Here is a 23517-nt window from a genome sequence, read left to right as displayed (position 1 = left end):
CGATCGGGTGGCAATTCGCATCGTGAGTCTTGTGGCCCGATTGGGTTTGGCGGCCGTCTGGCTGATTTCCGGGGGACTCAAGTTCTTTGATCCCGTTCAGACGAAGATCGCGGTGCGCGCCTATCAACTATTGCCCGAGTCACTGGTGGGTCCGGTGGCGACGGCTCTTCCCCTGGTCGAAATAGTCCTGGGCCTGCTGATCCTCGTCGGGTTGGCGGTGCGAGCATCCGCTGCAGTCTCGGTGGTCATCCTCACGGTTCTCATTGCGGTGATCATTTCGGTGTGGGCCAGGGGATTGTCCATCGACTGCGGATGTTTCGGCGGCGGAGGTGCAGCCGACGTCGGCGCTTGGGACTATTCGAAGGAGATTCTCCGCGACCTGGGCTTCTTGGCACTTGCCGTCTGGCTGCTCGTGTTCCCGCGTTCGCCACTCGCATTGGGGCCCGGATCACGCGCGGCGTTCTCAGTGGATACTCAGTCTTCAGTGGCAAGGTAAGCAATCGGTAAATCGTTTCGACGCACGAAGGACTGCATCAGCGTGAGCACCAAGAGCAGCAAGAACAAATACTCGCCGGAACCGGTCTCGAGCCGCTCCACCTACATCATCGGTGGCCTCGCGGTGCTCGTGATCGCGGCCCTCGTCATCGGCGGTGTCTTGTGGACGAACAGCAAGAACAAGCCCCAGAACGACGGCTACGGCTCCGTGCAGAGTTCCGAAGTTGCCGTCACGGTGCAGGACAACGGAGTGGTGCTGCTCGGCAAGCCCTCCGCCGCGACAACCATTGATCTCTTCGAGGATCCGCTGTGCCCCGCCTGTGCCGCTCTCGAACACCTCAGTGGCCAGGCTCTCGCGGCCGCTGTCGACAACGGTGACGTCGCCGTGCGATACCACATGCTGAACTTCCTCAACCGGGCGTCGGGCAGCGGTGACTACTCCACACGGGCCGGCGCTGCGCTCCTGTGCGTTGCTCAGGGCGGCGACGCGATCGCGTACTCCGCATTCCACAACAAGCTTTTCGCGACCGACACGCAGCCGGCCGAGGGCGGCAGCAGCGACCACACCAACGACGACCTCGCCCAGATCGCTCGTGATGCGGGCGCATCCGAGGACGTGGCAACCTGCATCTCTTCCGGTACCAACGTCGAAGCCGCCGCGGCCAATGCCGCAGCCGCCAGCCAGGCGCTCAAGGATGTCGGGTCGAACGGGACGCCCACGGTTGTGGCGAACGGCAAGATCGTTGACACAGGCAGCAGCGACTGGGTTTCCAAGTTCTCCTCTTGAGCTGGAGCGGCCGCTTCGACAAGGAGCGGCCGCTTCGCTCTGACCAGGCGATTTGTTGCCCACGAGTCAAGTGGTGTAACTTTCTTCCAGCAAGCGGAAAGCAGAACAGCCGCTGCAAGTTCGACTGTTAGAGTGAACTGAATACGGGGCTATGGCGCAGCTGGTAGCGCACCACACTGGCAGTGTGGGGGTCAGGGGTTCGAGTCCCCTTAGCTCCACCCAATACAAATGCTCTGCACCAATCGGTGCAGAGCATTTGTTGTTTTCGTGCGCAATACTGTCCGCTGTGAGGCCTGATCGGCCCGTGCATCTCGGTACGGAGACCAGCGGCGGAATGGGAAATCGTGCGCGCACACGTGGTGGTGATCGGTGCAGGATATGCGGGCGCCATGGCAGCGAAGCGGCTCCATCAGATGATCGCGGCTGGCTACGACGCGACGGTCTCGTTCGACAGGGCGCTACCGCGTGCGGCACACCGAGTCTTCGGAGAGGTGACGACGATCGAGGCGGCGCTCGGCAGGCTCACCCTCGACGACGGCAGCGTGCTCGACTACGACTACTTGGTCTACGCAGTCGGAAGTAGGCAGTTACCCAGCACTATCGGCGGGGCGGCGGAGCACGGGTTCAGCGTCTCCGAATTCGAGGACGCGGTTCGCCTCGAATCCAGACTGGCGACACTCGACGGGAAGGCTACGGTCTGCGTTGTCGGCGGCGGTCTCACCGGCATCGAGACTGCCGCAGAATTGGCTGAGCAGCGAAGCAGCCGAATCACTTTGGTGACCGGAGGAATCGTGGCCCCGGATCTGTCAGAGCGTGCGCGATCTGCAATTCTCAGAACATTGACCGATCTTGGGGTCGACATCGTCACCGAATCCCGGGTTACACGCATTGACGGTTCGTCCTGCGAGCTTGCGGGAGGCGCACGGGTGGAGGCAGATTGCACGATTCTCGCGACAGAATTCGGGGTCCCCGAGCTGGCGCGCCGAAGTGGCCTTCCCGTCGACGGTCTCGGTCGTCTGAAGGTCGACGACCGACTCGAATGCTCGTCCCACCCCAACATCGTCGGTGCGGGTGATGCGGTCGCAGTCGGTGATCTTTCACTGAGGATGAGTTGTCAGGCCGCGATTCCCTTGGGAGTCCATGCGGCCGAGACGATCCTGCATCGACTCGAAGGTTCCGCGCCGCGCCCGGTGGCTCCGAAGTTCGCAGGCCGGTGCATCAGTCTCGGGAGGCGGCGAGGTGTGTTCCAGCGGACCACTCGTGTCGACGACGCAGCGGGCATGTTCATCGCAGGCAGGGCGGGTGCGTTCGTCAAGGAACGAGTGTGCTCGTCGACGACCGAGTGGGCACTCACTCCCCGCCGCTCTTTCTTCTACAACTGGACATGAGCAGCGCTGGTCACGCTCGATCACAGACTCGATCGATGATCGCCGCAGTCTTGCGGACGTACGGTTGGCGGACGACGTCTTCGTGGCACGCGTCGACGTCGTCGAAATCCAGTGAGCCTGTGGCAATGAGTGACCAGATCTCGCGTCCACGGTTGTTGGTGGCTCCACGGATGACGGTGACGGGCGCGGCGCATGCTCGTATCCGATGCTTCCGGAGCGCCTGGCCTCCGATGTAGAGGAACACGGTCCACTGGGTGGCCGGCGGGTACTGCAGAATGCCGGCGAACAGCGTGCGGATCCACATGGCCGCGACGGTGCGTCTGGTCGGCTTCCAGCGGGCATTGGTGGATGGTTGTGGTGCAAGGTCGACGATCGACGGATCCAAAGTGATGCCCGCTCGACCAGCCAGTCGTGCGGCAGCTTCGGTGGAGATTCTGGTGTCGAGAACGGTGACGTGTTCGACAGTGTCACCTGACTCGGACAGCTGTGTCGCCATTTCCAGCGCCACGTAGCCGCCGTACGAGTATCCGGCGAGGAGGTATGGCCCGGTGGGCTGAATCTTCTTGATTTCGAAAATGAAACGGCGGGCGCTTGCTTTCACCGACCGGTCGGGTAGTCCGCGAGATTCGAAGCCGTGTGGCTGAAGTGCGTAAACCGGCCGATCGGTGTGAAGCGCTTTCGACAAGGTGGACAGCGTCGTCGATGGGCACCCCGCTCCGTTCATGATGAACAGCGGTCGCCCGGAGCCTTCGAGCTTCAGTGGCACCATCGTGTTGTGACAGACGCGATCATCGGGATCGATTCTGCGCCGATCCACCAGCGCTGCAAGGTCTTTGACGGTACTGGCGGCCGCGAACTCCGCCGCCGTGATCCGGATCCGGAACATGTCGTGAATCTTTGCCACCACTTCGGTTGAAGCAAGCGAATCGCCGCCGAGTTCGAAGAAGTCGTCCTCACGGTCGATGGAGTCGATACCGAGAATCGACTCCCAGATCGAGGACAACCACAATTCGGCGGGCCCGGCGAGAGTCGGTGGAGTGGACCGCACCTCGACGGAGGGCAGCGCTGTTCGATCGACCTTTCCTCTTTCGTTGCGGGGCAACGCCGGCATCAGAACAAAATGTCGGGGGAGCATCCAGGCCGGCAGATATGTCGCCAATTCGCGCCGCATCTCGGCGCCCGACCGTGCCATCACGGCTTTGGTCAGGACCACGTAGGCGACGATCTCCGGTCGATCGTTCTCGAGGACGACGGCCACGAAAACATCGGCGACGCCTGGAATTCGACGAATATGCGCCTCGACTTCCATCGGCTCCACCAGGTAGCCCCGAATCTTGACGGCGTCGTCGACGCGTCCCCGCAGTTGCAGTTCTCCGCGTTCGTCGATGCGGCCCCGGTCACCGGTCCGGTAGATGCTCACTCCGTCGCCCAGGCGCGTGAATCGTGTTGCAGTTCGATCCGGGTCGCCGTGGTATCCGTCGGCAAGATCACTGGAGACAACCTGAATCTCTCCGATCTCTCCGTCGGGGAGAGGCACGCCGTTCACATCGACGATCTGTACGTCCTTGCCGTCGCGAGCACGTCCGGCCGGTACCACTCCGACGGGTAGTTCGGAATGTGGTGGGAACACGTTGTACGCGACGACACCGGTCTCGGTGGTGGCCAGCCAGTTGACGTACGTGACGCGAGCGAAGCCGTGACTGCGATGGCGCGCGTAGTCCTCGCCGTGAACTGCTTCCCCGTACGTTACGACGACGCGTAGGGAACCGATCGAATCATCATTTGCTGCACCGCAATCGAGATCTGACCACGCCCGCAGAAAAGACGGCGCACAGTGCGTGGTCGTGATCGAATTCTCGATCAGCCAGTCGTCGATTCCCGAGACGCCGTCGATACGTGGATCCCAGCAGTAGACCGTGACGCCGTTCATAAGCCCCATGATCAGGGCCGTGATTCCGGCTCCGAAACTGACGGGCAACAGGTTCCCGATGTGATCGTCGGGTCGCAGGTCGATTGCTGCGGCGAGTTCGTCGGCCTTGTTCAGGCACATGGAGTGGCTCAACACGACTCCCTTGGGTGCCCCGCTGGTGCCTGACGTGAACGCGATCATTGCAGGGTCGGAACTCGATGGTTCCAACGCGCTGTCGAATCTGAAGCCCGTCGCAGCAGACTCGTCGAGTATCGACTGCAGCGGGACTGCACCCGAGGTGCTCATGATGTGCGCTCGGCGGGCCTCGGGGAGTTGTGGGTCGATCATGACCAAGGGCCGACCGGAAATCAGAGTGGCGAGGATGGCGGGCACCGACTCGGCCGTTGGTTCGAGATCGACCGCAACCGGGCGTGCCCCGTGTGACCCACGTAGGCGAAGTTCGCGGACCAATGCGTCGGTCCGGAGTTCGAGTTCGGCGAAAGTGATCCGGTCGCGCGGAGTCACGACGGCAACGGCGTCGTGCTGCATAGAGGTGACTCGGCGCCACCTCGACTCGATCGTCTCGTCGATGACTGCATAGCGAGTGCGTTCTAGACCTAAGTCGACAACCTTCATCACAGTAGCTCCGTCCGACTTTCAGCTATCTTTTAGCAAAGACTACATAAGGTTTGTGAAGTAGGTCCATAACAAACCAAAAGTAGTTTTACATACCGCCCCATCCTCCAGTCCGTCAGCTCCGAATGTCTTGAGGAACCAATGCCGATCGAGCGTTGTACAGACGAGGAGCAGTGACATGAAGTGGTCGGGGCGAAGTGCGATTGCGATTGCGGGAGTGTGCGCCGCAGCGACGATGTTTTCGGGAACCGCGCAGGCGAGCCCACTCTGGGAACCCTTGCAGCCGGTGGCGAACCTGGACGTCGCGCGCTACGTAGGGGAATGGAACCAGGTGGCGGCGATTCCTCAGCCCTTCAACCTCGCGTGCGCGAGGGACACCCGGGCGAGTTACGGGATCGTCGATTCGTCGAACGTGAGCGTGAAGAACACGTGTACGACGTGGACCGGTCAAGCCAACGAGATCGTCGGGAATGCCCGAGTTACCGATCCAGCAACGGGTGCCCAGTTGCATGTGAGCTTCCCCGGGGTGCCCTCACAGGAAAGCTTGGACGGCCCACCCAACTACATCGTCACCTACATTGCCGACGACTATTCATGGGCACTGGTGGGCGATCCGCTCAGGCTTTCCGGGTTCGTGCTCTCACGGTCGGCGGTCATCGACGCGGCAGGCTGGAGTGAGATCCGCCGGGTCGCCGAATCCCGTGGATACAACGCATGCACGATCCTGACGTCACCGACCACCGAGGGCACGTCGGACATCCGTCCGCTCTGCACGGTGTGAGTCTGCTGTCAGCGTGAACCTTCCGGAGCCACACTCCACTACGATCACTGATCGGTACGTGTGGTTTCGGAAGGTTGTGTGGTGGCGAAGAAGCAGATTCCCGTAATAGTCGTCGCAGGCTTTCTCGGTTCGGGCAAGACGACGCTGCTCAACCATCTTCTGCGTAACAACGACGGTGTACGCATCGGCGTGATCGTCAACGACTTCGGATCCGTCAACATCGACTCGATGATGGTCGCCGGTCAGGTCGATTCGATGGTCTCTCTCAGCAACGGCTGTTTGTGCTGCGCTGTCGACGTCTCGGACATGGACGAGATGCTGAACAAGTTGGCGCACCGGCAGTCCGGGATCGACGTGATCGTCATCGAGGCCAGCGGGCTTGCCGAGCCGCGGAACATGATTCGACTCGTCCTCGGAAGTGAGAACCCGTCTGTCGTCTACGGCGGCCTGGTGGTCCTGGTCGACGGAGCCAATTTCTCCACCGTTCGCCGCGAACATCCCGAGCTCGATCAACATGTCCGCCTGGCAGACCTGGTGGTAGTCAACAAGATCGACAGCGTTCCGGTCGCCGAACGCGAGCGATTCACGGCCGAAATTCGTAAGTTGAATCCGCGAGCGCCGATGGTGGAAACCTCGCACTCGCGGATAGACCCCGCTCTGTTGTTCGATACCGGCGAGGTGACCCCTCCGGCTCCGGGCGATCAACTGAGCCTCGACGAGCTCCTGCGCGACGGGCACGACGACGATCACGAGGACGGCTCGTGTCATCACGATCACCTGCACCACCGCTACGAATCGGTTGATTTCGCATCGGAGACGCCTCTCGATGCCAGGGCTCTGACGCACTTTCTCGAGAATCAGCCGTCGGGTGTTTACCGCATCAAGGGCTTCGTGAACTTCGAGATTCCGGGCTACACAGGAAAATTCGAGATCCAATCGGTGGGTGATCATGTCCGGATCACGCCGCTGCGATGGAAGTCGGGCGAACCTCGAACCACGCAACTGGTCGTGATCGGTACCGGGATGGATTCGGGGGCGGTCGGCAGCGCGCTCCGCGCCTGCGTGCGCGAAGAAACGGTCGAACCGCACCCCGACGCCATGCTGGGATTGCACCGCTATACCGTCGGGGCGTGAGTGAATCAGCTGTATCCGTGTACGAAGCGATTCGGCGACGGCGAGACGTTCGCGCCGAGTTCTCGGGAGAGATCGTCCCCGACGAAACTCTGATGCGCATTCTCGACGCCGCCCATCGCGCGCCGAGCGTGGGAAACACGCAACCGTGGGATTTTGTCGTCGTTCGTAATCCGGAGACGCTCGACACCTTCGCGGCACACGTCGCCGATGCCCGGGTGAAATTCGCGCAGTCCTTGCCCGAGGATCGCCGCTCGACGTTCGACCCCATCAAGATCGAGGGAATTGCCGAGAGTGGTACCGGCATCGTCGTCACTTACGACCCGTCGCGCGGTGGCCCGAACATCCTCGGCCGTCATACCGTCGACGACACCGGGCTGTTCTCGGCGGTGCTGGCAATTCAGAATTTGTGGCTCGCCGCGGTAGCCGAGGAGATCGGCATCGGCTGGGTTTCGTTCTACGACGAGAAGTACCTCACCGAACTCATGGGCATTCCGTCACCCGTTCGCCCCATTGCGTGGCTGTGCGTCGGGAAGGTGACCGAGTTTCAACAGGTTCCGGATCTCGAACGCTTCGGATGGCGACAGCGCCGGCCATTGGCCGACGCTGTCCATTACGAAACCTATTGAGTTGTACCGGGCGGTGTTGCGCGCGGGGCGGCGGTGTGGCCTAGCGTGCGGGACGGCCACCGGTGGAGCCTGCGGTGCGAGCGCCGCCGCCGGTGCGGGGACGGCGAGCGCCACCACCGGCATGTTCCTGACGGGCAGCTCCGCCGGTGCGAGCACCGCGTGACTGACCGCCCTGTCCGGAGCGAGCCTGACCCGAACGTGCTGCGCCGCCGCGTCCACCCTGGCCGGCGGGACGCTGTCCGCGTCCACCGTGGGGCTGGGCAGGAGCCTTCGGAGCCGGCGTGACGTGCGGTGCGATGTCGCCGACCAACTTGACGACGTGCTCGGAGTTGGCAGTCGAACGGACCGGGGTCACCTTGATGGCTGCCTTGCGCATGAGGATCGCAAGATCCTTACGCTGCTCGGGCAGAACCACGGTGACCACGTCGCCGGCGCTGCCTGCGCGAGCGGTGCGACCACTGCGGTGCAGGTAAGCCTTGTGCTCGGCCGGCGGATCGACGTGGACGACCAACTCGACGTCGTCGACGTGGACGCCACGCGCTGCGACGTCGGTGGCGACGAGGACGCGCGCTTCACCGGCGGAGAATGCCGCCAGGTTACGGTCGCGAGCAGCCTGCGAGAGGTTGCCGTGAAGGTCAACGGACGGGATGCCCGACTCGGTGAGCTGGCGAGCCAACTTGCGAGCCTGGTGCTTGGTGCGCATGAACAGGATGCGACGACCGGTACCGGAAGCGAGCTTCTCGACCAGAGCCTTCTTGGCTTCGACGCCGTCGACGTCGAACACGTGGTGCGTCATTGCGGCGACGGGGGAGTTGGCCTCGTCGACCGAATGCATGACCTCGTTCTTGAGGAAACGCTTGACGAGCTTGTCGACGCCGTTGTCCAGCGTTGCCGAGAACAGTAGACGCTGCCCGTCCTGCGGGGTGGACGAGAGGATGCGGGTGACGACGGGCAGGAAGCCGAGGTCGGCCATGTGGTCGGCCTCGTCGAGCACGGTGATCTCGACGGCGTCGAGACTGACGAACTTCTGCTTCATGAGGTCTTCGAGGCGACCGGGGCAGGCGACGACGATGTCGACTCCGGCCTTGAGAGCCTGAACCTGGCGGTGCTGCGAGACACCACCGAAGATCGTGGTCACGCGCAAGTCGTATGCGGCGGCCAACGGTTCGAGGGTTGCGGTGATCTGGGTGGCGAGCTCACGCGTCGGTGCGAGCACCAGGCCGAGCGGTCGACCCGGACGACGCTTTCCTCCGGACAGTTCGCCGGCGAGGCGGGAGACCATGGGGATGGAGAACGCGAGGGTCTTGCCGCTTCCGGTCTTTCCGCGGCCCAGTACGTCGCGCCCCGAGAGAGTGTCGGGGAGGGTGTCGATCTGGATCGGGAACGGAGAAGTGATTCCGCCGTCTTCGAGAGCTTTCACCAGCGGTGCGCGCACACCGAGGGCTGCGAAGGTGGTAGCGGGCGTAGAGATGTCAGACAAGTGTGTTCAGAGCCTTTCGGGCACGTGTTCGTGCCCGGACGCCGACACGGGAATTAACCGGTCGAACAATCAAGCACAGTGGTGGCGGCGCTGCCGGTCGGCAGGCTTCTTCGCCGTAAGAAGAGCGGGTGCATTGAGCACTCAGCAAGAAAATTTGCGTTCTACGACGCTGGATGCCCGATTTCAGGCACCTAGTGATCGCAACTCTACCTTCCCGGAGCGTTCGACCTACAACCCGACCCATTCGGAGACGCCGTTCGCGAAGTGTTGCCGCTTCCAGATCGGTACCTCGTGCTTGATGCGCTCCACCAGTTCGGCGCACGCGGCAAACGCCTCCGCTCGATGCGGCGCGGCGACGGCGGCGACCAGTGCGAGGTCGCCGATCTCGAGGTGACCGACGCGATGGATCGCGGCAACCGGCAGGCCGGTCGAGGCCGCAACCTCTTGGCAGCACGTCTGGAGGAAGCGTTCGGCATCCGGATGCGCTTGGTACTCCAACGCCGAAACCGCTTGACCTCCATCGTGATTGCGCACCGTTCCCGTGAACACCACAACAGCGCCGTTCTTCGGACCGGCAACGGCGGCGTCGACGGTGTCTGCGTGAATCGGTTGCTCGGAGATCCGAGCCAATAGCTCACTCATCGTGCGCTCCTCCGCCTGCGACCTGCGCGAGCAGGTGATCGATGATGGGTCCGAGGACGGCGAGACCGTCCTTCACTCCACCGGGAGAACCCGGAAGATTGACGATGACCGTCGTACCTGTGAGACCTGCCACACCACGGCTCAGCGACGCGTGCGGTGTCTTCTCGAGGCCCTTGGTCCGGATCGCTTCTGCGACGCCGGGCAACTCACGGGTCAAGACTGCCCGGGTAGCTTCCGGGGTGGCATCCGTGGGGGAAGCCCCGGTGCCGCCGGTACTGATGACGAGTGACGGGGAGCCCTCCTTGGCGTCAGCGATGCCCGCCGCGATGTCGGCGTCGGCGTACACAAGCGGTCCACGTACCTCGAAGTCCCGTTCACGTAGCCAGGTCGCGATCCTGGGTCCGGTGGTGTCGGGTCTGGTGCCGTTCGCACCGCCGGTGGAAGCCACGAGGACGGTCGCGGACCGTGCCGAGGTGAAGGTGTGCGCCGGAGCTGTCTGTGCGTTCTGAGTGTCGCGGGTCCAATGTCCGCGTTTACCACCGTCTTTGGTGAGCAGACGAACACCGTTCATGGTAGCTCCGGGGTCCACCGCTTTGACCATGTCGTGCAAGGTCAGGCCGGCTACCGCGACGGCGGTGAGTGCTTCCATCTCGACGCCGGTCTGTCCGCGAGTCTTCGCCGTCGCCTCGACGGTGATCGATGTTTCGGTGAACCCGAATTCCACCTTGACCGACGAGAGCGCGAGTTGATGACACAGCGGGATCAGTTCGGAGGTCTTCTTCGCACCGGCGATTCCGGCGATGCGCGCGGTGGTGAGGACATCAGCCTTGGGCATGCCGTCGGCGCGGACGAGGCGAACTACCTCGGCGGTCGTGACGAGTTCGCCGGCAGCGACGGCGATACGTGTCGTCTCGGCCTTGGCGCTGACGTCGACCATGCGCGCTCGGCCCTCGCTGTCGACGTGTGTCAATTCGGTCATCAGTGTCCTTTGAATCAGATCGAGTGAATCAAATTGAGGAAGTCGAGAGCGGGACGACGTCGACGAGATCGCCCGCTCCGAGTTCGGTCACGGCGGCGGGGACGTCGATCAGGACGTCGGCCCACGCCATTGCTGCAACGAGGTGCGAGCCGGGTCCGGCCACGAGTTCGATACCGTCCGCAGTTCTACGCGCGCGCAGGAACTGGCGCTTGCCATCCACCGAACGCAGCGGTGCAGTAAGTGGCAGCCGTTCGCGCGGGATCTCGGGCAGACCCGCGGCCCGGCGCAGTTCGCCGCGGGCGAAGACCTCGAACGAGACCATCGTGCTGACCGGGTTGCCCGGGAAACTCAGGACCGGCACTTCGTTCACCACTGCAGTGCCTTGCGGACCACCAGGTTGCATTGCGACGTGGCCGAAGTGTGCTCCCAGAGGCGTGAGAGTTTCCTTCACCACCTCGAAGTCGCCCATGGACACTCCGCCGGAGGTGAACACCAGATCAGCGACCGAGGTTGCGTACGAGAGCAATTCGCGGAACTCGGCGGGGTCGTCGCTGCTTCGGGCGACGGATACGACATCGGCGCCGTTGGCTTCGGCCAATGTTGCCAAAGCTGGACCGTTGGAATCGTAGATCTCACCGGGTTCGAGAGTTGTTCCGGCACTTTTCAGTTCGGCGCCCGTCGTAATTATCGCGACCCGTGGCTTCGTGTAGGTGTCGAGCGAGGCCAGGCCCACAGCACTCAGCGCGGCGATATGGCGAGGTTCCAAGTGCGTTCCGGCCGTGACCAGTAGCATTCCGGCGGTGATGTCGCTGCCACGTTCGCGTACGAATTCGCCTACCGACCTGCCCCGTTCGATCGTGACGACGTGCTCGGTGACGCCCGTTGTGTCCTCGACCGGAACAACGGCGTCGGCACCCTCGGGGAGCGGAGCACCGGTCATGATGCGAAATGCCGATCCTGGAAGGTGTTTCGGTGGTTTTCCGCTTCCAGCGGCGATCACGCCTCGAACCGTCAGTGTGGTCGGAACCGAGGCCACAGAAGCAGCATCGACGGCATACCCGTCCATCTGCGAGTTGCGGAAGAGTGGCAGGTCTACCGGCGATGCGATATCCGAGCAAGTTATGCGCCCCAACGCTTCTGCCGTCGGAACTGCCGTCGGAGAGAGGGTGTGCAGGCCGGTGAGCAATCCGGAGATGTGCGACGCGTGTTCCTCGACCGAACGCGCGCTCATGACAGTAACCTCGACAACCTCGACATGTTTTGATCCTAGGCGGTGTGGTCCGTCCGACACACGGAGTACGGCTTTCGGTCATACTGGAGCAATACGGAAGTTGGTGAAGTGATGACAGTGGTCTCGATGGGAATTCCCACCGTGCGGTTCGACGCTGCCTCCCTCGCCGGTCGTCCCGAGACGGATCTCCTGGTCGACAGGTTCGGGCGTGTTGCCAGAGATCTGCGAGTCTCGATCACCGAGAAGTGTTCACTTCGTTGCACGTATTGCATGCCGGAGGAAGGCTTGCCGTCCATCGCTGCGGAAGATCTTCTGAGTGCCGACGAGATCATTCGAGTAGTCGGAATCGGCGTCGAACGAGTCGGTATTCGCGAGGTGAGATTCACCGGCGGGGAACCGCTGATGCGTAGTGACCTCGAAAAGATCATCGGGGGGTGCGCCGCGCGCGTGCCAGGAATTCCACTTTCCATGACTACCAACGCCGTTGGGCTCGAACATCGTGCCGCAAAGCTGGCTGCAGCTGGTTTGACCCGCGTGAATGTTTCCCTGGATTCGGTTGATCGCGCCCATTTCGCTGAATTGACGCGTCGAGACAGGTTGCCGTCCGTTCTCGCGGGAATTCGAGCGGCAGCTGCGGCCGGGCTCGCGCCACTGAAGATCAATGCGGTGCTGATGCGTGAAACGCTCCACGGCGCGGCGGATCTTTTGCAGTGGTGCCTCGAAGCCGGCGTCGAATTGCGCTTTATCGAGCAAATGCCTCTGGACGCAGACCATGCATGGGCACGCGAGAACATGGTGACCGCGGCTGAATTGTTGTCCGTTTTGGGAAGCCGTTTCGAATTGGAAGCAATCGGCCGTGAAGATCCGTCGGCTCCTGCCGAAGAATGGCGCGTCGACGGGACCACGATGACGGTAGGGATCATCGCTTCCGTGACCCGCTCGTTCTGCAGTGAATGCGATCGGACGCGAATGACCGCAGAGGGAACAATTCGGTCATGTTTGTTCAGTGACCGTGAAGTTGACCTGCGTGCCGCGCTCAGGGCTGGAGCAAGTGACGACGAACTAGCGGATTTGTGGCGCGGTGCGATGTGGAACAAGTGGGCAGGGCACGGCATCGACGCCGCGGACTTCGTTCCGCCGGAAAGAAGTATGGGAGCGATTGGTGGCTGATCCGCATTCGATCTCGGTTCGTTACTTTGCTGCTGCAGCGGATGTATCCGGTTGCCGTAGCGAGGTAGTCGCCATCTCGCCTGACAACACACTTGCCGAGTTGGTGGCGGTGCTGGTCGGGCGATACGGACCGGAGATGGAGCGAGTGCTGTCGGTCTCGGCTTTCCTCGTCGGTGACGAGTTGACCCGCGACGTCTCTCGAGCCTCCGGTAGCGCTGTCGATATTCTTCCGCCTTTCGCTGGAGGCTAGTCCGAGAATTGCCGGCGTAGCTATTTGTGGGCTGCCGACGTATTGTCCTTTTTCGGTTTGCCGGTCCAAATATTTATATCTTGATCACTCCAGCTCAAGTGGCATCTATCTCCGTTTTCTCCATTGTTGGTCAATTGTCCAGCATTGGTCGTTTTGTTTAGTTTCTCCTACTTTTGGGGGAGCGAATGCACTTCGAATTGCCAAGGTGAATTGTCATCTGTTTGGATGACAAAAGAAATACCTTCGCTGTTGGTAATTGTCGACATGTGTTAATTTTGGCGCAATTCCACTCGGGATATGTGAAAGGTATTTCAATGTCGATTAATTCCACGCGCCGTGTCGGAGTCGTCGTAGCACTCCTCGGGGCAGCTGCACTCACCGCTCCGGCAATTGCTACTGCGCTTCCGTCCACCGGTTCTCTCGGCTCTTCTGCGCCGGAAGCCTCCTGCTCGACCCTGTCCACCGAAGCGACGCCGAACGGGTGGGGCATCCCGTTCACCGACGAGAAGGATCAGACCGCGTCGTACTCGGCCGACAACGTTCTTGACAAGGACGGTTCACTGAAGCTGGCCGTCGACGGTACCGGCGATCGTTCGGTTTCCTACCATTCGGCCGGCGGTATCAAGTTGTCCGACGCAGTCGGCAAGGCGATCGGCTTTGCCGAGCGCGCCGCCACGCCGACTGCGGCGTTCCAGCTCCGCCTCACCGGAACGACCGGCGGAAAGTTCGAGAACGGATTCACCACCCTGGTGTGGGTCCCGGGACCCGACGCCACGCCGACGGCTGACGGCGGCGTTCACGCGGATCTCCAGAAGGGCGTGTGGTGGAGCACTCAAAACATCGACGGCGCCATGGACCGCGTGTCAGTGCCTTTGGCTGACATCGTCGCCGCGAACCCGAACGCGGTAGTCGACCACTACGGCGTCAGTGTGGGCACCGGTTCCGCCGCCACGTCGACGCTGGTCGATGCAGTGCAGTTCAACGGATGCACCACCAACTTCGCGAAGAAGGATCCGGCTTCGGGAACGGGTTCGCTGGGCGACGTCTTCGGCAGCCTGTTCGGTAGCTAGTCGCTGGTAAGAGCTCTGGTAGGAGTTACTTCCACCAGTCATCGAGGGGTGTGACCGGCACCGTGCGCTTGTGACGAGTGTTGGTGAACATCTTCTCGAGCTTCTCGGCTACCTCGGAGGAAACGTCCTTTCCTTCGAGGTAGTCGTCTATCTGTGAGTACGTGACGCCGAGGGCAACTTCGTCGGGTAGCGCGGGTCGGTCGTCCTCGAGGTCGGCGGTCGGCACCTTGCGCCACGTGCTCTCGGGTGCGCCCAATTCCTGCAGCAATGCAGCGCCCTGGCGTTTGCTCAAGCCGGTGAGCGGCGTGATGTCGACACCGCCGTCACCGAATTTCGTGAAGAAGCCGGTAATCGCTTCTGCGGCGTGGTCGGTACCGATCACGAGGTAGCCGAGCTGACCGGCAATCGCATACTGGATGACCATTCGTTCGCGCGCCTTGATGTTGCCGCGGACGAAGTCGCGTAGTTCGCCGTTTCCCAGCGCCTCGGAGGCCTCACGGGCCGTGGCGTCGGCGCCAGGCTTGACGTTGACCGTGAGAGAGCGGTCCGGCTTGATGAAGCCGAGCGCGATCTGAGCGTCGGATTCGTCGGCCTGAGCGCCATAGGGGAGTCGAACGGCGACGAACTCGGCCTCGTGGCCTTCTTCGCGAAGTTCCGTGACCGCGCGTTGGGCGAGGGCTCCGGCGAGCGTGCTGTCCTGACCGCCGCTGATTCCCAGAACGAACCCTTTGGCGGGGGTCGAGCGCACGTAGTCCTTCAGGAACTGGACTCGCGCGCGAACCTCCGCTGCGGCGTCGATTGTCGGCTTTGTGCCGAGTTCTTCGATGATGCTTTCACGCAGTGTGGCCATGAATGGACTCTAGCGATGTGAGCAGGCGCGTGCAGTGCCACCGTATCCGGGGCGGTACGGTCGCGCACATGAGTGCGAACAACGTTCTGGTGGTCAGTGCGACGAAGTCGGAAGCGGCATACGTGCCGCAAGGATGCGAACTGCTGATCACGGGGATTGGAAAGGTCAGTGCTGCAACAGCAGTCGCCTCTGCTCTCGCGCGGTACGAGCGGGATGATCTGCCGCTGGTCGTCAACATCGGGACAGCCGGTGCGCTGCACGCGCACCACGGCGGCCTCTATGTTCCCGGCGTCGTCATCAATCACGACATCAGCAGCACCGCGATCCGAGCGCTGGGGCACGACGTCGCGGACCGTTTGGTGCTCGCCGGCGGTGACGACTCGGTGTTGGCGACCGGCGACGCATTCATCGCCGACGCTGCAACCCGGGACGCCCTTGCGCAGCGAGCCGATCTGGTCGACATGGAGGGGTTTGCCATCGCATTCGCCGCGCAGGCTGCGGGTGCTACCTGCCGACTCGTCAAACACGTCAGCGATCACGCGGACGACTCGGCCTTGGACTGGCCCGCGATGATCGATGCCAGCGCCCGCGAGTTGGGGCGCTGGCTGCTCGACAACGTCTGATCGAGCCTGCAGCGTCTGGTCAAGCCTGCGCAGTCAGTATCAATCCGGTGTCGTCGGGCTTGCGCAGGGTCAGCGTGTCGGCGTCGACGGTGTAGCTCACTTCGCCGTCGAGCACCGCCAGGATCTGGCGCTCGATGTCCATGTTCTCCTCGGGGCAAGCCATACGCGTGGTTGCCATCGGCGTGAACGTGACTGTGGTGTCGGACGTCTGGGCGCTTCCGGTCATGCGATTGCATCCGGTGCTCCCGCTGACCGAACCGTCTGCGGCAATCGTCAGTTCGGGAGCTGACGTCTCCAGAGCCAGGCTCGTACTGATCGCATCGGGACTGATGAGGGACGTGACAGTCCACGTCGTGCCCTGCAGCGGTCGATCCGGCGTGACGATTTTCTTGTCCTGCAGGGTGACTGTGGCGTCCTTCGATGTCAGGACGAGGGTGTCGCCGTCGAGGCTCCACGCCGGCGCGGCGGTCAGCAATGTTGTTGTCCAGGAGTCGGATTCGGCGATGCCGGGAGGGCAGCCCATCATGGTCGACGCCATGGTGCCGGTGGTCAGCGTGCCGTCGGTGAACTCGACCGAACCGTTTGCCGTGTTGCATCCGGCGCTCGCGGACACTCGACCGGCCTGGCTGAAGTCGAGAGTCAGCGGGCCGCCGCCGGGAATTTGTGTTCCATCCACGGAGGTCGAGATGAACACACGACCGGAGGGATCCGTCTTGTCCTCGGGGGAGTCGGACGAAGCGGAGCAACCGCTTACCGCGGCGATGGTCAGGAGGCCGATGACGGCTGCAGCGATGCGCATGGGCTCACATTAAGTGGTGGGACGGATCGGGGGAGTCAACATCGAGTAACGCGCCGGGCAAGGTCTTCCCAGCCGGCGGCCAGACGCTCGGTGGTCATCCCGAGATCGCGCACCTGATGAAGGACGAGCGACGCTTCGAGTGGTGCCAACAGTGCTGAAGCGAGCAGATCGAGGTCGCCCTCGACGCCGGCTCCTCGAAGAAGCCCGATGACGTGAGCGATGCCGAGAGCCCGGGCCGGACCGCCGAAGCGGTATTCAGGAGCGTTTTCCGCCGCTCGGAGGACTTCGCCCTGTACTTCCACCATGGCAATCCGGGCTCGTCCGAACGCGATGAGGCGCTCGATCGGCGGCGCGCCCGGACCCAACGGTGGGGGGCCGAACATGAATGCCTGTTGCAGTTCTCGCTCGGTGTGATCGAGCAATGCCTGCATCAGTCCCGATCGATTGCCGAAGCGCCGAAAAACTGTGCCCTTGCCCACACCGGCCCGGCACGCGACAGCATCCATCGTCACCGCGTCGACACCTCGCTCGGCAACGAGGAGGGCTGCGGCGTCGAGCAGAAGTACGCGGTTACGTGCTGCGTCACCGCGCTCGACCGGCGCGGCGCCGATCTGGGGGAGGGGGATTGCGCTCACGGGATCAGGTTACAGGGCCGGGGAATGTAAGTGGACCGCGGTCCGTTTAGTTGATATAACTTTCAACCGGAGCCACCAACCGCACCACTCTCGAAGGAAACTCGCTATGTCACAGACCAATGTTCTCGTTCTCGTCGGCAGCCTGCGCGCCGGATCCGTCAACCGCCAGCTTGCCGAGACAGCTGTGTCCGCCGCACCCGAGGGTGCCACGCTGACGGTCTTCGAAGGCCTCGCCGACGTCCCCTTCTACAACGAAGACATCGACGTCGAGGGTGCTTCCATCCCCGCTGTCGACGCACTGCGCTCCGCTGCGAGCGACGCGGACGCGTTCCTGCTCGTCACCCCCGAGTACAACGGCACCATTCCCGCAGTTCTGAAGAACGCCATCGACTGGATCTCGCGTCCGTATGGTGTCGGTGCAGTCAAGGACAAGGCTGTCGCAGTCATCAGCGCTTCGCCCAGCGGCAACGGCGCCAAGTGGGCACACGAAGACACCACCAAGGCGGTCCGTATCGCCGGCGGCAAGGTCGTCGAGGACACTGCACTGAGCATCGGTGGAACCGGCGCACTGTTCGGTGAGCTGCACCCGCGTGAGAACGCAGAGGTGCTCGCTCAGGTCTCCAAGGTCGTCTCCGACCTCGTCGACGCCGGCAAGCAGCTCGTCAACGCGTAATCCGTTTCACGAATGAGGGCCATGCCGGAAGGTGTGGTCCTCACTCGTATGCGCGCTAGAGCCCTTCGCGTTCCATCGCGTCGTCGACCGCGTCGCGAACCGACTCGAAATCCTTGCCGGCCATCATCGCTTCGCCCATCGCAGCATCGATACGGTCGGCGACGGCGGCGTACCGACGCTCCCAGTTCTCCTTGTCCTCCCGCCAGTAACCCATCACGTGCATGCGGTTTGCCGGGATTTCCCATGTTCGACGCAGGTGGGTGCGGATGCGTCTGGCGGCCGCGGCCTCGACTGCACACCAGATGTAGCCCTCGCCGGGGGGCAGGGCAGCGTCGGCCAATTCGGCGAGCAGCGAGTCCGATTCCTCGATCCATCGGTAGTGAGCGTCGGCGCGCGTCGTGAACGTCTGCTGTTCACTCGGCGCGGGTACCTGCGCGATGACGTGGATCGGTAGACCGTCGGGTGCTTCTTCGAGAATTCGCCCGATCGCGGGCAGAGCGGCGTGATCGGCGACCATCAGCAGCCAGTCGCAACCTGCCGGCGGCGTGAACCACCCGCTCGCCGTCGAGAGGTGAACGGTCTCGCCCGGTTGCGCAGTCGCGGCCCAGAGTGCCGCGCCGCCGTGGCCGTGGAGAACGAAGTCGATCTCCAGTTCGTTCTTCGACGGCTGCCAGCGCCGGACCGTGTAACTACGGGCGTGAGGGGGAATGAGGGGGAATCTGACGAGCACCCGTTCGTCCGGGCTACCACTCGTCTCGAAGTCGCTCAGGCCCTCCCCGCCGAAGGTGATTCTGCGCATCAACGGTGTCACCTGCTGTGTTCTCGTCACGGTTGCCTCGTGGCGTGGAGCCTCGTCCTTCGGGGGTGTTTCCACGACGCTCATGGTAGGTCCGTGGCGCGGCTCCCAGAGGCTGGCGAGCACAAAAAGAAACTGTGACGCGCGACACGCCGACGCGCCGGGAAATGAAGGCGCTGAACTGGGGCGACCTGGGAATTCCAACGATGTGACTCACAACATCTCGCGTTATGTGTTTCTGTCGGCCACTAGGTGTAGTGTCTTGAGCACTGAGAGACCACAACGCGGAACGCCTCGAGCGAGACTCCGGCAATCGGTCGTATCGGTGCTGAACATCACTACATCGGCCTTTGTTGGCTAAGCGAAAGAGGGACTCTCATGAGCATCACCGTCTACACCAAGCCCGCTTGCGTTCAGTGCAATGCCACCTACCGCGCCCTGGACAAGGCCGGTCTCGAATACAACGTCATCGACATCACCGAGGATGCCGAAGCCCGCGACTACGTCATGGCTCTCGGGTACCTCCAGGCACCCATCGTGGTTGCCGGTGAAGATCACTGGTCGGGCTTCCGTCCCGATCGCATCAAGACCCTGACCGTCGCTGCTTGAAGCGCCGCAGTGTCGGCGGTGGACACCTCCGCCGACACATCTGAGTAGTTCCGGGCACCGTACAAGAAAATGGTGACAACCGATGACTTCGCTGGTCTATTTTTCCAGCGTGTCGGAGAACACCCACCGATTCGTTCAACGTCTCGGCCTGCCTGCGACACGTATACCTATCCATGACCGTGACGGCTCATTTCGTGTAGACGAGCCCTATGTGCTGATTCTGCCCACCTATGGTGGCGGGGTCACCGTGACAGGGCGCGACACCAGTTATGTACCGAAGCCGGTCATTCGTTTTTTGAACAATCCACACAACAGGTCGTTGATCAGAGCAGTGATCGCGGCGGGAAACACCAATTTCGGTGAGTCCTTTTGCTATGCAGGAAACATCATTTCCCAGAAATGCCACGTTCCTTTTCTGTACCGGTTCGAACTCATGGGCACTGCCGAGGACGTCGACCGGGTACGAGAAGGCTTGGGGGAGTTCTGGAATCATCTCGAAACAGAGAAGGAGCACGGGCAGTGGCGCCAACCATCACTGACACGATCGCGGCAGGAAGCGTAGAGCGTGATGCGCGCGGCGGCGATTCCACCAACGGTCTCGACTACCACGCACTCAACGCCATGCTCAACCTGTACGGCGCCAACGGTGAGATCCAGTTCGAGATGGATGTCGCTGCAGCCCGTCAGTACTTCTTGCAGCACGTCAACCAGAACACCGTGTTCTTCCACAACCTCGACGAGAAGCTGGACTACCTCGTCGAGGAAAACTATTACGAGCCCGAGGTTCTCGATCAGTACTCACGTACTTTCGTGAAGTTCCTGATCGATCACGCGTACGCCAAGAAGTTCCGCTTCCCGACGTTCCTGGGTGCATTCAAGTACTACACCTCCTACACGCTCAAGACCTTCGACGGTAAGCGCTACCTCGAGCGTTTCGAAGATCGTGTCTGCATGGTTGCGCTCACCCTGGCCGCAGGCAACGAAGACCTGGCCGTCGAACTCGTCGACGAGATCATCGCCGGACGCTTCCAGCCCGCCACCCCGACGTTCCTGAACTCGGGCAAGAAGCAGCGCGGTGAGCCCGTGTCCTGCTTCCTGCTTCGTATCGAAGACAACATGGAGTCCATCGGTCGCTCCATCAACTCGGCACTGCAGCTGTCCAAGCGCGGTGGCGGAGTTGCCTTGCTGCTCACCAACGTTCGTGAGCACGGCGCCCCGATCAAGAAGATCGAGAACCAGAGTTCGGGTGTCATCCCGATCATGAAGCTTCTCGAGGACTCGTTCTCCTACGCCAACCAGTTGGGTGCGCGTCAGGGTGCCGGTGCTGTGTACCTGCATGCGCACCACCCCGACATCTACCGGTTCCTCGACACCAAGCGTGAGAACGCCGACGAGAAAATCCGTATCAAGACGCTCTCACTCGGCGTCGTGATCCCGGACATCACGTTCGAACTGGCGAAGAAGAACGAGGACATGTACCTGTTCTCGCCGTACGACGTCGAGCGCATCTACGGAGTTCCGTTCTCCGACATCAACGTCTCCGAGAAGTACTACGAGATGGTCGACGACAAGCGAATTCGCAAGTCCAAGATCAAAGCTCGCGAGTTCTTCCAGACCGTCGCCGAATTGCAGTTCGAATCGGGCTACCCCTACATCATGTTCGAGGACACGGTGAACCGGGCGAACCCGATCGAGGGCAAGATCACGCACTCGAACCTGTGCTCGGAGATCCTGCAGGTTTCGACGCCTTCACTGTTCAACGACGACCTGTCCTACTCGAAGGTCGGCAAGGACATCTCCTGCAACCTGGGTTCTCTGAACATCGCGAAGACCATGGACTCGCCCGACTTCGCCAAGACCATCGAAGTGTCGATCCGCGGATTGACGGCGGTGTCCGACCAGACGCACATCTACTCGGTGCCGTCGATCGAGCAGGGCAACAACGACTCTCACGCCATCGGCCTCGGTCAGATGAACCTGCACGGATACCTCGCTCGTGAGCGGATCTTCTACGGCAGCGAAGAAGGCATCGACTTCACGAACATCTACTTCTACACCGTGCTGTTCCACGCACTGCGTGCGTCGAACAAGATCGCCATCGAGCGCGGCTCGTACTTCAAGGGTTTCCCGGAGTCGAAGTACGCCTCGGGTGAATTCTTCGACAAGTACACCGACCAGGCTTGGGAGCCTGCAACCGACAAGGTTCGCGGACTCTTCGCCGATGCGAAGCTGCACATCCCCACCCAGGACGACTGGCGTGAGCTGAAGGCTTCGGTTCAGAAGCACGGTATCTACAACCAGAACCTTCAGGCCGTCCCGCCGACCGGCTCGATCTCGTACATCAACTACTCCACCAGCTCCATCCACCCGGTGGCGTCGAAGATCGAGATCCGCAAGGAAGGCAAGATCGGCCGCGTCTACTACCCGGCGCCCTACCTGACCAACGACAACCTGGAGTACTACCAGGATGCCTACGAAATCGGGTACGAGAAGATCGTCGACACCTATGCTGCCGCAACGCAACACGTCGACCAGGGCCTGTCGCTGACGCTGTTCTTCAAGGACACCGCAACCACCCGCGACATCAACAAGGCGCAGATCTACGCGTGGCGTAAGGGCATCAAGACGCTGTACTACATCCGTCTGCGTCAGATGGCACTCGAAGGCACCGAGGTCGAGGGCTGCGTTTCCTGCATGCTGTAAAGGGCTCCGCCCCCGTGCGCCTTTTCGGTAGCGGTTACTACCGAAAAGGCGCACAGGGGTATCAGGCCGGCGGGCGGCCGGGACCGTGCATCTTGCCGGCGTTCTTCGGCATTCGACCGTGCTCGGTGAGTGCGCGCCGAAGGAGAAACTCGATCTGGGCGTTGGTACTTCGGAGATCGTCGGCGGCCCAGCGGGCGAGGGCGTCGTGTACCGCTGGGTCCAACCGAAGAAGGATCTTCTTACGCTCGGATCGCGGAGCTGGATCCGTGGCCATGTGGCCTTTCCTTTACTGGTAGAGCGAACCGGTGTTGAGCACCGGTTGTGCGTCGCGGTCGCCGCACAGCACGACCAGAAGGTTACTGATCATCGTGGCCTTGCGTTCCTCGTCGAGTTCGACGACGTGCTTTTCCTCGAGCTGCTTGAGTGCCATGTCGACCATGGACACCGCGCCTTCGACGATTTGCTTGCGGGCGGCTATCACAGCACCCGCTTGCTGGCGCCGAAGCATCGCGCTGGCGATCTCCGGTGCATACGAGAGCCTGTTGATGCGTGTCTCGATAACTTCGACACCCGCCGCACGCACGCGGGCGTGAACCTCCTCCGACAAGGTGGTGGTGATGATATCGGCGTTCTCGCGCAACGAGACTCGGCCTTCGGCGTCGTACGGGTAGCTACCGGCGATATGGCGGACGGCCGCCTCGGTCTGTACGGAGACGAACTCCTCGTAATCGTCCACCTGGAACGAGGCGAGCGCTGTGTCGGCCACCTGCCAGACGACCACCGCCGAGATCTCGATGGGATTGCCGTCGGCGTCGTTCACTTTCGCCTGACCGGTCTCATGGTTTCGGATGCGCGTCGAGATCGATCGACGGACCGTCAGCGGATTTGTCCATCGCAGTCCCGGCGTGCGCAAGGTGCCGCTGTACGAGCTTCCGAGAAGTTGCAGAACTCGGGCTTGGTTCGGTTGCACCAAGGTCAGGCCCATCAGGAGGGGGAGTGACGCGATGAACAGCACCACTCCGACCGGAATCAGGGCGAAGAGTCCCAGAACTCCGCCAACGACGGACAGCGCGATTCCGGCCAGGAAGAGAAGGACGCCGCCGAGGAGCATCCAGCTGCCGGACAGGTCCCAGCCTGGGCGTTCGGCGATCGTTGTGGTGGCGACACCGGTCGGTTTCTCGGCCACGGTGGGTGTGCTGGTCATGCGAGACTCGCTTTCCATCGGTAAGTGATATTTAATCGATATCACAT

Annotated in this window: 25 protein-coding genes and 1 tRNA gene; 15 read left to right on the top strand and 11 right to left on the bottom strand. The window is 62.1% G+C overall.

Going from position 1 to position 23517, the window contains the following annotated elements; genetic code table 11:
* Nucleotides 1-7: 7 nt before the first annotated feature.
* The 4 genes from ATN37_RS12210 to ATN37_RS12195 all read left to right on the top strand — a co-directional run bounded on the left by ATN37_RS12210 (nt 8) and on the right by ATN37_RS12195 (nt 2670).
* Complete coding sequence (locus ATN37_RS12210; RefSeq protein WP_003942318.1) at nt 8-496, top strand: MauE/DoxX family redox-associated membrane protein; 489 nt, start codon at nt 8-10, stop codon at nt 494-496.
* Between the two features lie 42 nt (nt 497-538).
* Entirely contained in the window at nt 539-1282 is a 744-nt protein-coding gene (locus tag ATN37_RS12205) for a DsbA family protein (RefSeq protein WP_218695179.1), read from the top strand.
* Between the two features lie 145 nt (nt 1283-1427).
* Nucleotides 1428-1500: transfer RNA gene (locus ATN37_RS12200), tRNA-Ala, on the top strand.
* A gap of 126 nt (nt 1501-1626) precedes the next feature.
* A complete protein-coding gene (locus ATN37_RS12195; RefSeq protein WP_308125206.1) occupies nt 1627-2670 on the top strand; it encodes an FAD-dependent oxidoreductase in 1044 nt (347 codons plus the stop codon).
* 10 nt (nt 2671-2680) lie between these two features.
* Here the strand turns inward: ATN37_RS12195 and ATN37_RS12190 are convergent, their stop codons facing one another.
* On the bottom strand, nt 2681-5215 hold the full coding sequence (locus ATN37_RS12190; RefSeq protein WP_030534966.1) for an alpha/beta fold hydrolase: 2535 nt from the start codon (nt 5213-5215) through the stop codon (nt 2681-2683).
* A 178-nt stretch (nt 5216-5393) separates the two neighbouring features.
* On the opposite strand from ATN37_RS12190, the gene ATN37_RS12185 reads away from it, so the two are divergent.
* From ATN37_RS12185 to bluB, 3 genes are all read left to right on the top strand, one after another.
* The gene (locus ATN37_RS12185; protein ID WP_064444372.1) at nt 5394-5996 is read left to right on the top strand and encodes a lipocalin family protein; all 603 of its coding nucleotides are present in this window, start codon (nt 5394-5396) and stop codon (nt 5994-5996) included.
* An 81-nt stretch (nt 5997-6077) separates the two neighbouring features.
* Nucleotides 6078-7130: a GTP-binding protein gene (locus ATN37_RS12180; RefSeq protein ID WP_070162203.1), complete on the top strand. Its 1053-nt coding sequence runs from the start codon at nt 6078-6080 to the stop codon at nt 7128-7130.
* Complete coding sequence (gene bluB / locus ATN37_RS12175; protein ID WP_007731309.1) at nt 7127-7756, top strand: 5,6-dimethylbenzimidazole synthase; 630 nt, start codon at nt 7127-7129, stop codon at nt 7754-7756. Before ATN37_RS12180 ends, bluB begins: the two co-directional genes overlap by 4 nt.
* A 40-nt stretch (nt 7757-7796) precedes the next feature.
* On the opposite strand, the gene ATN37_RS12170 is transcribed toward bluB, so the two are convergent.
* From ATN37_RS12170 to glp, 4 genes are all read right to left on the bottom strand, one after another.
* Complete coding sequence (locus ATN37_RS12170) at nt 7797-9236, bottom strand: DEAD/DEAH box helicase (RefSeq protein WP_165638279.1); 1440 nt, start codon at nt 9234-9236, stop codon at nt 7797-7799.
* Between the two features lie 228 nt (nt 9237-9464).
* A complete protein-coding gene (locus ATN37_RS12165) occupies nt 9465-9878 on the bottom strand; it encodes a molybdenum cofactor biosynthesis protein MoaE (protein ID WP_007731311.1) in 414 nt (137 codons plus the stop codon).
* The gene (gene moaCB / locus ATN37_RS12160; protein WP_218695177.1) at nt 9871-10857 is read right to left on the bottom strand and encodes a bifunctional molybdenum cofactor biosynthesis protein MoaC/MoaB; all 987 of its coding nucleotides are present in this window, start codon (nt 10855-10857) and stop codon (nt 9871-9873) included. Before moaCB ends, ATN37_RS12165 begins: the two co-directional genes overlap by 8 nt.
* A gap of 28 nt (nt 10858-10885) precedes the next feature.
* On the bottom strand, nt 10886-12088 hold the full coding sequence (gene glp / locus ATN37_RS12155) for a gephyrin-like molybdotransferase Glp (protein WP_218695175.1): 1203 nt from the start codon (nt 12086-12088) through the stop codon (nt 10886-10888).
* Between the two features lie 111 nt (nt 12089-12199).
* On the opposite strand from glp, the gene moaA reads away from it, so the two are divergent.
* The 3 genes from moaA (at nt 12200) to ATN37_RS12140 (ending at nt 14578) form a co-directional block, all read left to right on the top strand.
* The gene (moaA, locus tag ATN37_RS12150; RefSeq protein ID WP_118606743.1) at nt 12200-13258 is read left to right on the top strand and encodes a GTP 3',8-cyclase MoaA; all 1059 of its coding nucleotides are present in this window, start codon (nt 12200-12202) and stop codon (nt 13256-13258) included.
* Nucleotides 13251-13508 carry a MoaD/ThiS family protein gene (locus tag ATN37_RS12145; protein ID WP_003944706.1) on the top strand — a complete coding sequence of 86 codons (258 nt, stop codon included), beginning with the start codon at nt 13251-13253 and terminating at the stop codon, nt 13506-13508. Before moaA ends, ATN37_RS12145 begins: the two co-directional genes overlap by 8 nt.
* Nucleotides 13509-13822: 314 nt before the next feature.
* Nucleotides 13823-14578, top strand: coding sequence for a hypothetical protein (locus ATN37_RS12140; RefSeq protein WP_218695173.1), 756 nt, complete (start codon nt 13823-13825; stop codon nt 14576-14578).
* 25 nt (nt 14579-14603) lie between these two features.
* Here the strand turns inward: ATN37_RS12140 and nadE are convergent, their stop codons facing one another.
* On the bottom strand, nt 14604-15428 hold the full coding sequence (nadE, locus tag ATN37_RS12135) for an ammonia-dependent NAD(+) synthetase (RefSeq protein WP_003944695.1): 825 nt from the start codon (nt 15426-15428) through the stop codon (nt 14604-14606).
* A gap of 68 nt (nt 15429-15496) precedes the next feature.
* On the opposite strand from nadE, the gene ATN37_RS12130 reads away from it, so the two are divergent.
* Nucleotides 15497-16051 (top strand): nucleosidase, encoded by a 555-nt coding sequence (locus ATN37_RS12130; protein ID WP_065352914.1) that lies wholly within the window; start codon nt 15497-15499, stop codon nt 16049-16051.
* A 19-nt stretch (nt 16052-16070) separates the two neighbouring features.
* On the opposite strand, the gene ATN37_RS12125 is transcribed toward ATN37_RS12130, so the two are convergent.
* Both ATN37_RS12125 and ATN37_RS12120 read right to left on the bottom strand, forming a co-directional pair.
* Nucleotides 16071-16850: an META domain-containing protein gene (locus tag ATN37_RS12125; RefSeq protein WP_064444376.1), complete on the bottom strand. Its 780-nt coding sequence runs from the start codon at nt 16848-16850 to the stop codon at nt 16071-16073.
* Between the two features lie 35 nt (nt 16851-16885).
* Nucleotides 16886-17485 carry a TetR/AcrR family transcriptional regulator gene (locus ATN37_RS12120; protein WP_003944690.1) on the bottom strand — a complete coding sequence of 200 codons (600 nt, stop codon included), beginning with the start codon at nt 17483-17485 and terminating at the stop codon, nt 16886-16888.
* Between the two features lie 106 nt (nt 17486-17591).
* Between ATN37_RS12120 and ATN37_RS12115 the strand changes: the two genes are divergently transcribed.
* Nucleotides 17592-18158, top strand: a complete 567-nt coding sequence (locus ATN37_RS12115; RefSeq protein WP_030534957.1) for an NAD(P)H-dependent oxidoreductase — start codon at nt 17592-17594, stop codon at nt 18156-18158.
* A gap of 55 nt (nt 18159-18213) precedes the next feature.
* Here the strand turns inward: ATN37_RS12115 and ATN37_RS12110 are convergent, their stop codons facing one another.
* Complete coding sequence (locus ATN37_RS12110; protein WP_054781819.1) at nt 18214-19041, bottom strand: siderophore-interacting protein; 828 nt, start codon at nt 19039-19041, stop codon at nt 18214-18216.
* Between the two features lie 291 nt (nt 19042-19332).
* Here ATN37_RS12110 and nrdH point away from each other — a divergent pair, with 291 nt between their 5' ends.
* The 3 genes from nrdH to nrdE all read left to right on the top strand — a co-directional run bounded on the left by nrdH (nt 19333) and on the right by nrdE (nt 22266).
* A complete protein-coding gene (nrdH, locus tag ATN37_RS12105) occupies nt 19333-19563 on the top strand; it encodes a glutaredoxin-like protein NrdH (protein ID WP_003944717.1) in 231 nt (76 codons plus the stop codon).
* An 82-nt stretch (nt 19564-19645) separates the two neighbouring features.
* A complete protein-coding gene (gene nrdI, locus ATN37_RS12100) occupies nt 19646-20125 on the top strand; it encodes a class Ib ribonucleoside-diphosphate reductase assembly flavoprotein NrdI (RefSeq protein WP_003944767.1) in 480 nt (159 codons plus the stop codon).
* The gene (gene nrdE / locus ATN37_RS12095; RefSeq protein ID WP_003944756.1) at nt 20083-22266 is read left to right on the top strand and encodes a class 1b ribonucleoside-diphosphate reductase subunit alpha; all 2184 of its coding nucleotides are present in this window, start codon (nt 20083-20085) and stop codon (nt 22264-22266) included. Before nrdI ends, nrdE begins: the two co-directional genes overlap by 43 nt.
* 61 nt (nt 22267-22327) lie before the next feature.
* On the opposite strand, the gene ATN37_RS12090 is transcribed toward nrdE, so the two are convergent.
* Together ATN37_RS12090 and ATN37_RS12085 are read right to left on the bottom strand one after the other, a co-directional pair.
* Complete coding sequence (locus ATN37_RS12090) at nt 22328-22540, bottom strand: hypothetical protein (RefSeq protein WP_003944723.1); 213 nt, start codon at nt 22538-22540, stop codon at nt 22328-22330.
* 12 nt (nt 22541-22552) lie between these two features.
* Complete coding sequence (locus ATN37_RS12085; RefSeq protein ID WP_003944699.1) at nt 22553-23470, bottom strand: SPFH domain-containing protein; 918 nt, start codon at nt 23468-23470, stop codon at nt 22553-22555.
* Nucleotides 23471-23517: the final 47 nt, after the last annotated feature.

The sequence above is a fragment of the Rhodococcus sp. MH15 genome, from assembly GCF_019266045.1.
Lineage (GTDB): Bacteria > Actinomycetota > Actinomycetes > Mycobacteriales > Mycobacteriaceae > Rhodococcus_F > Rhodococcus_F qingshengii.
This window is presented reverse-complemented; position numbering and strand designations above follow the sequence as displayed.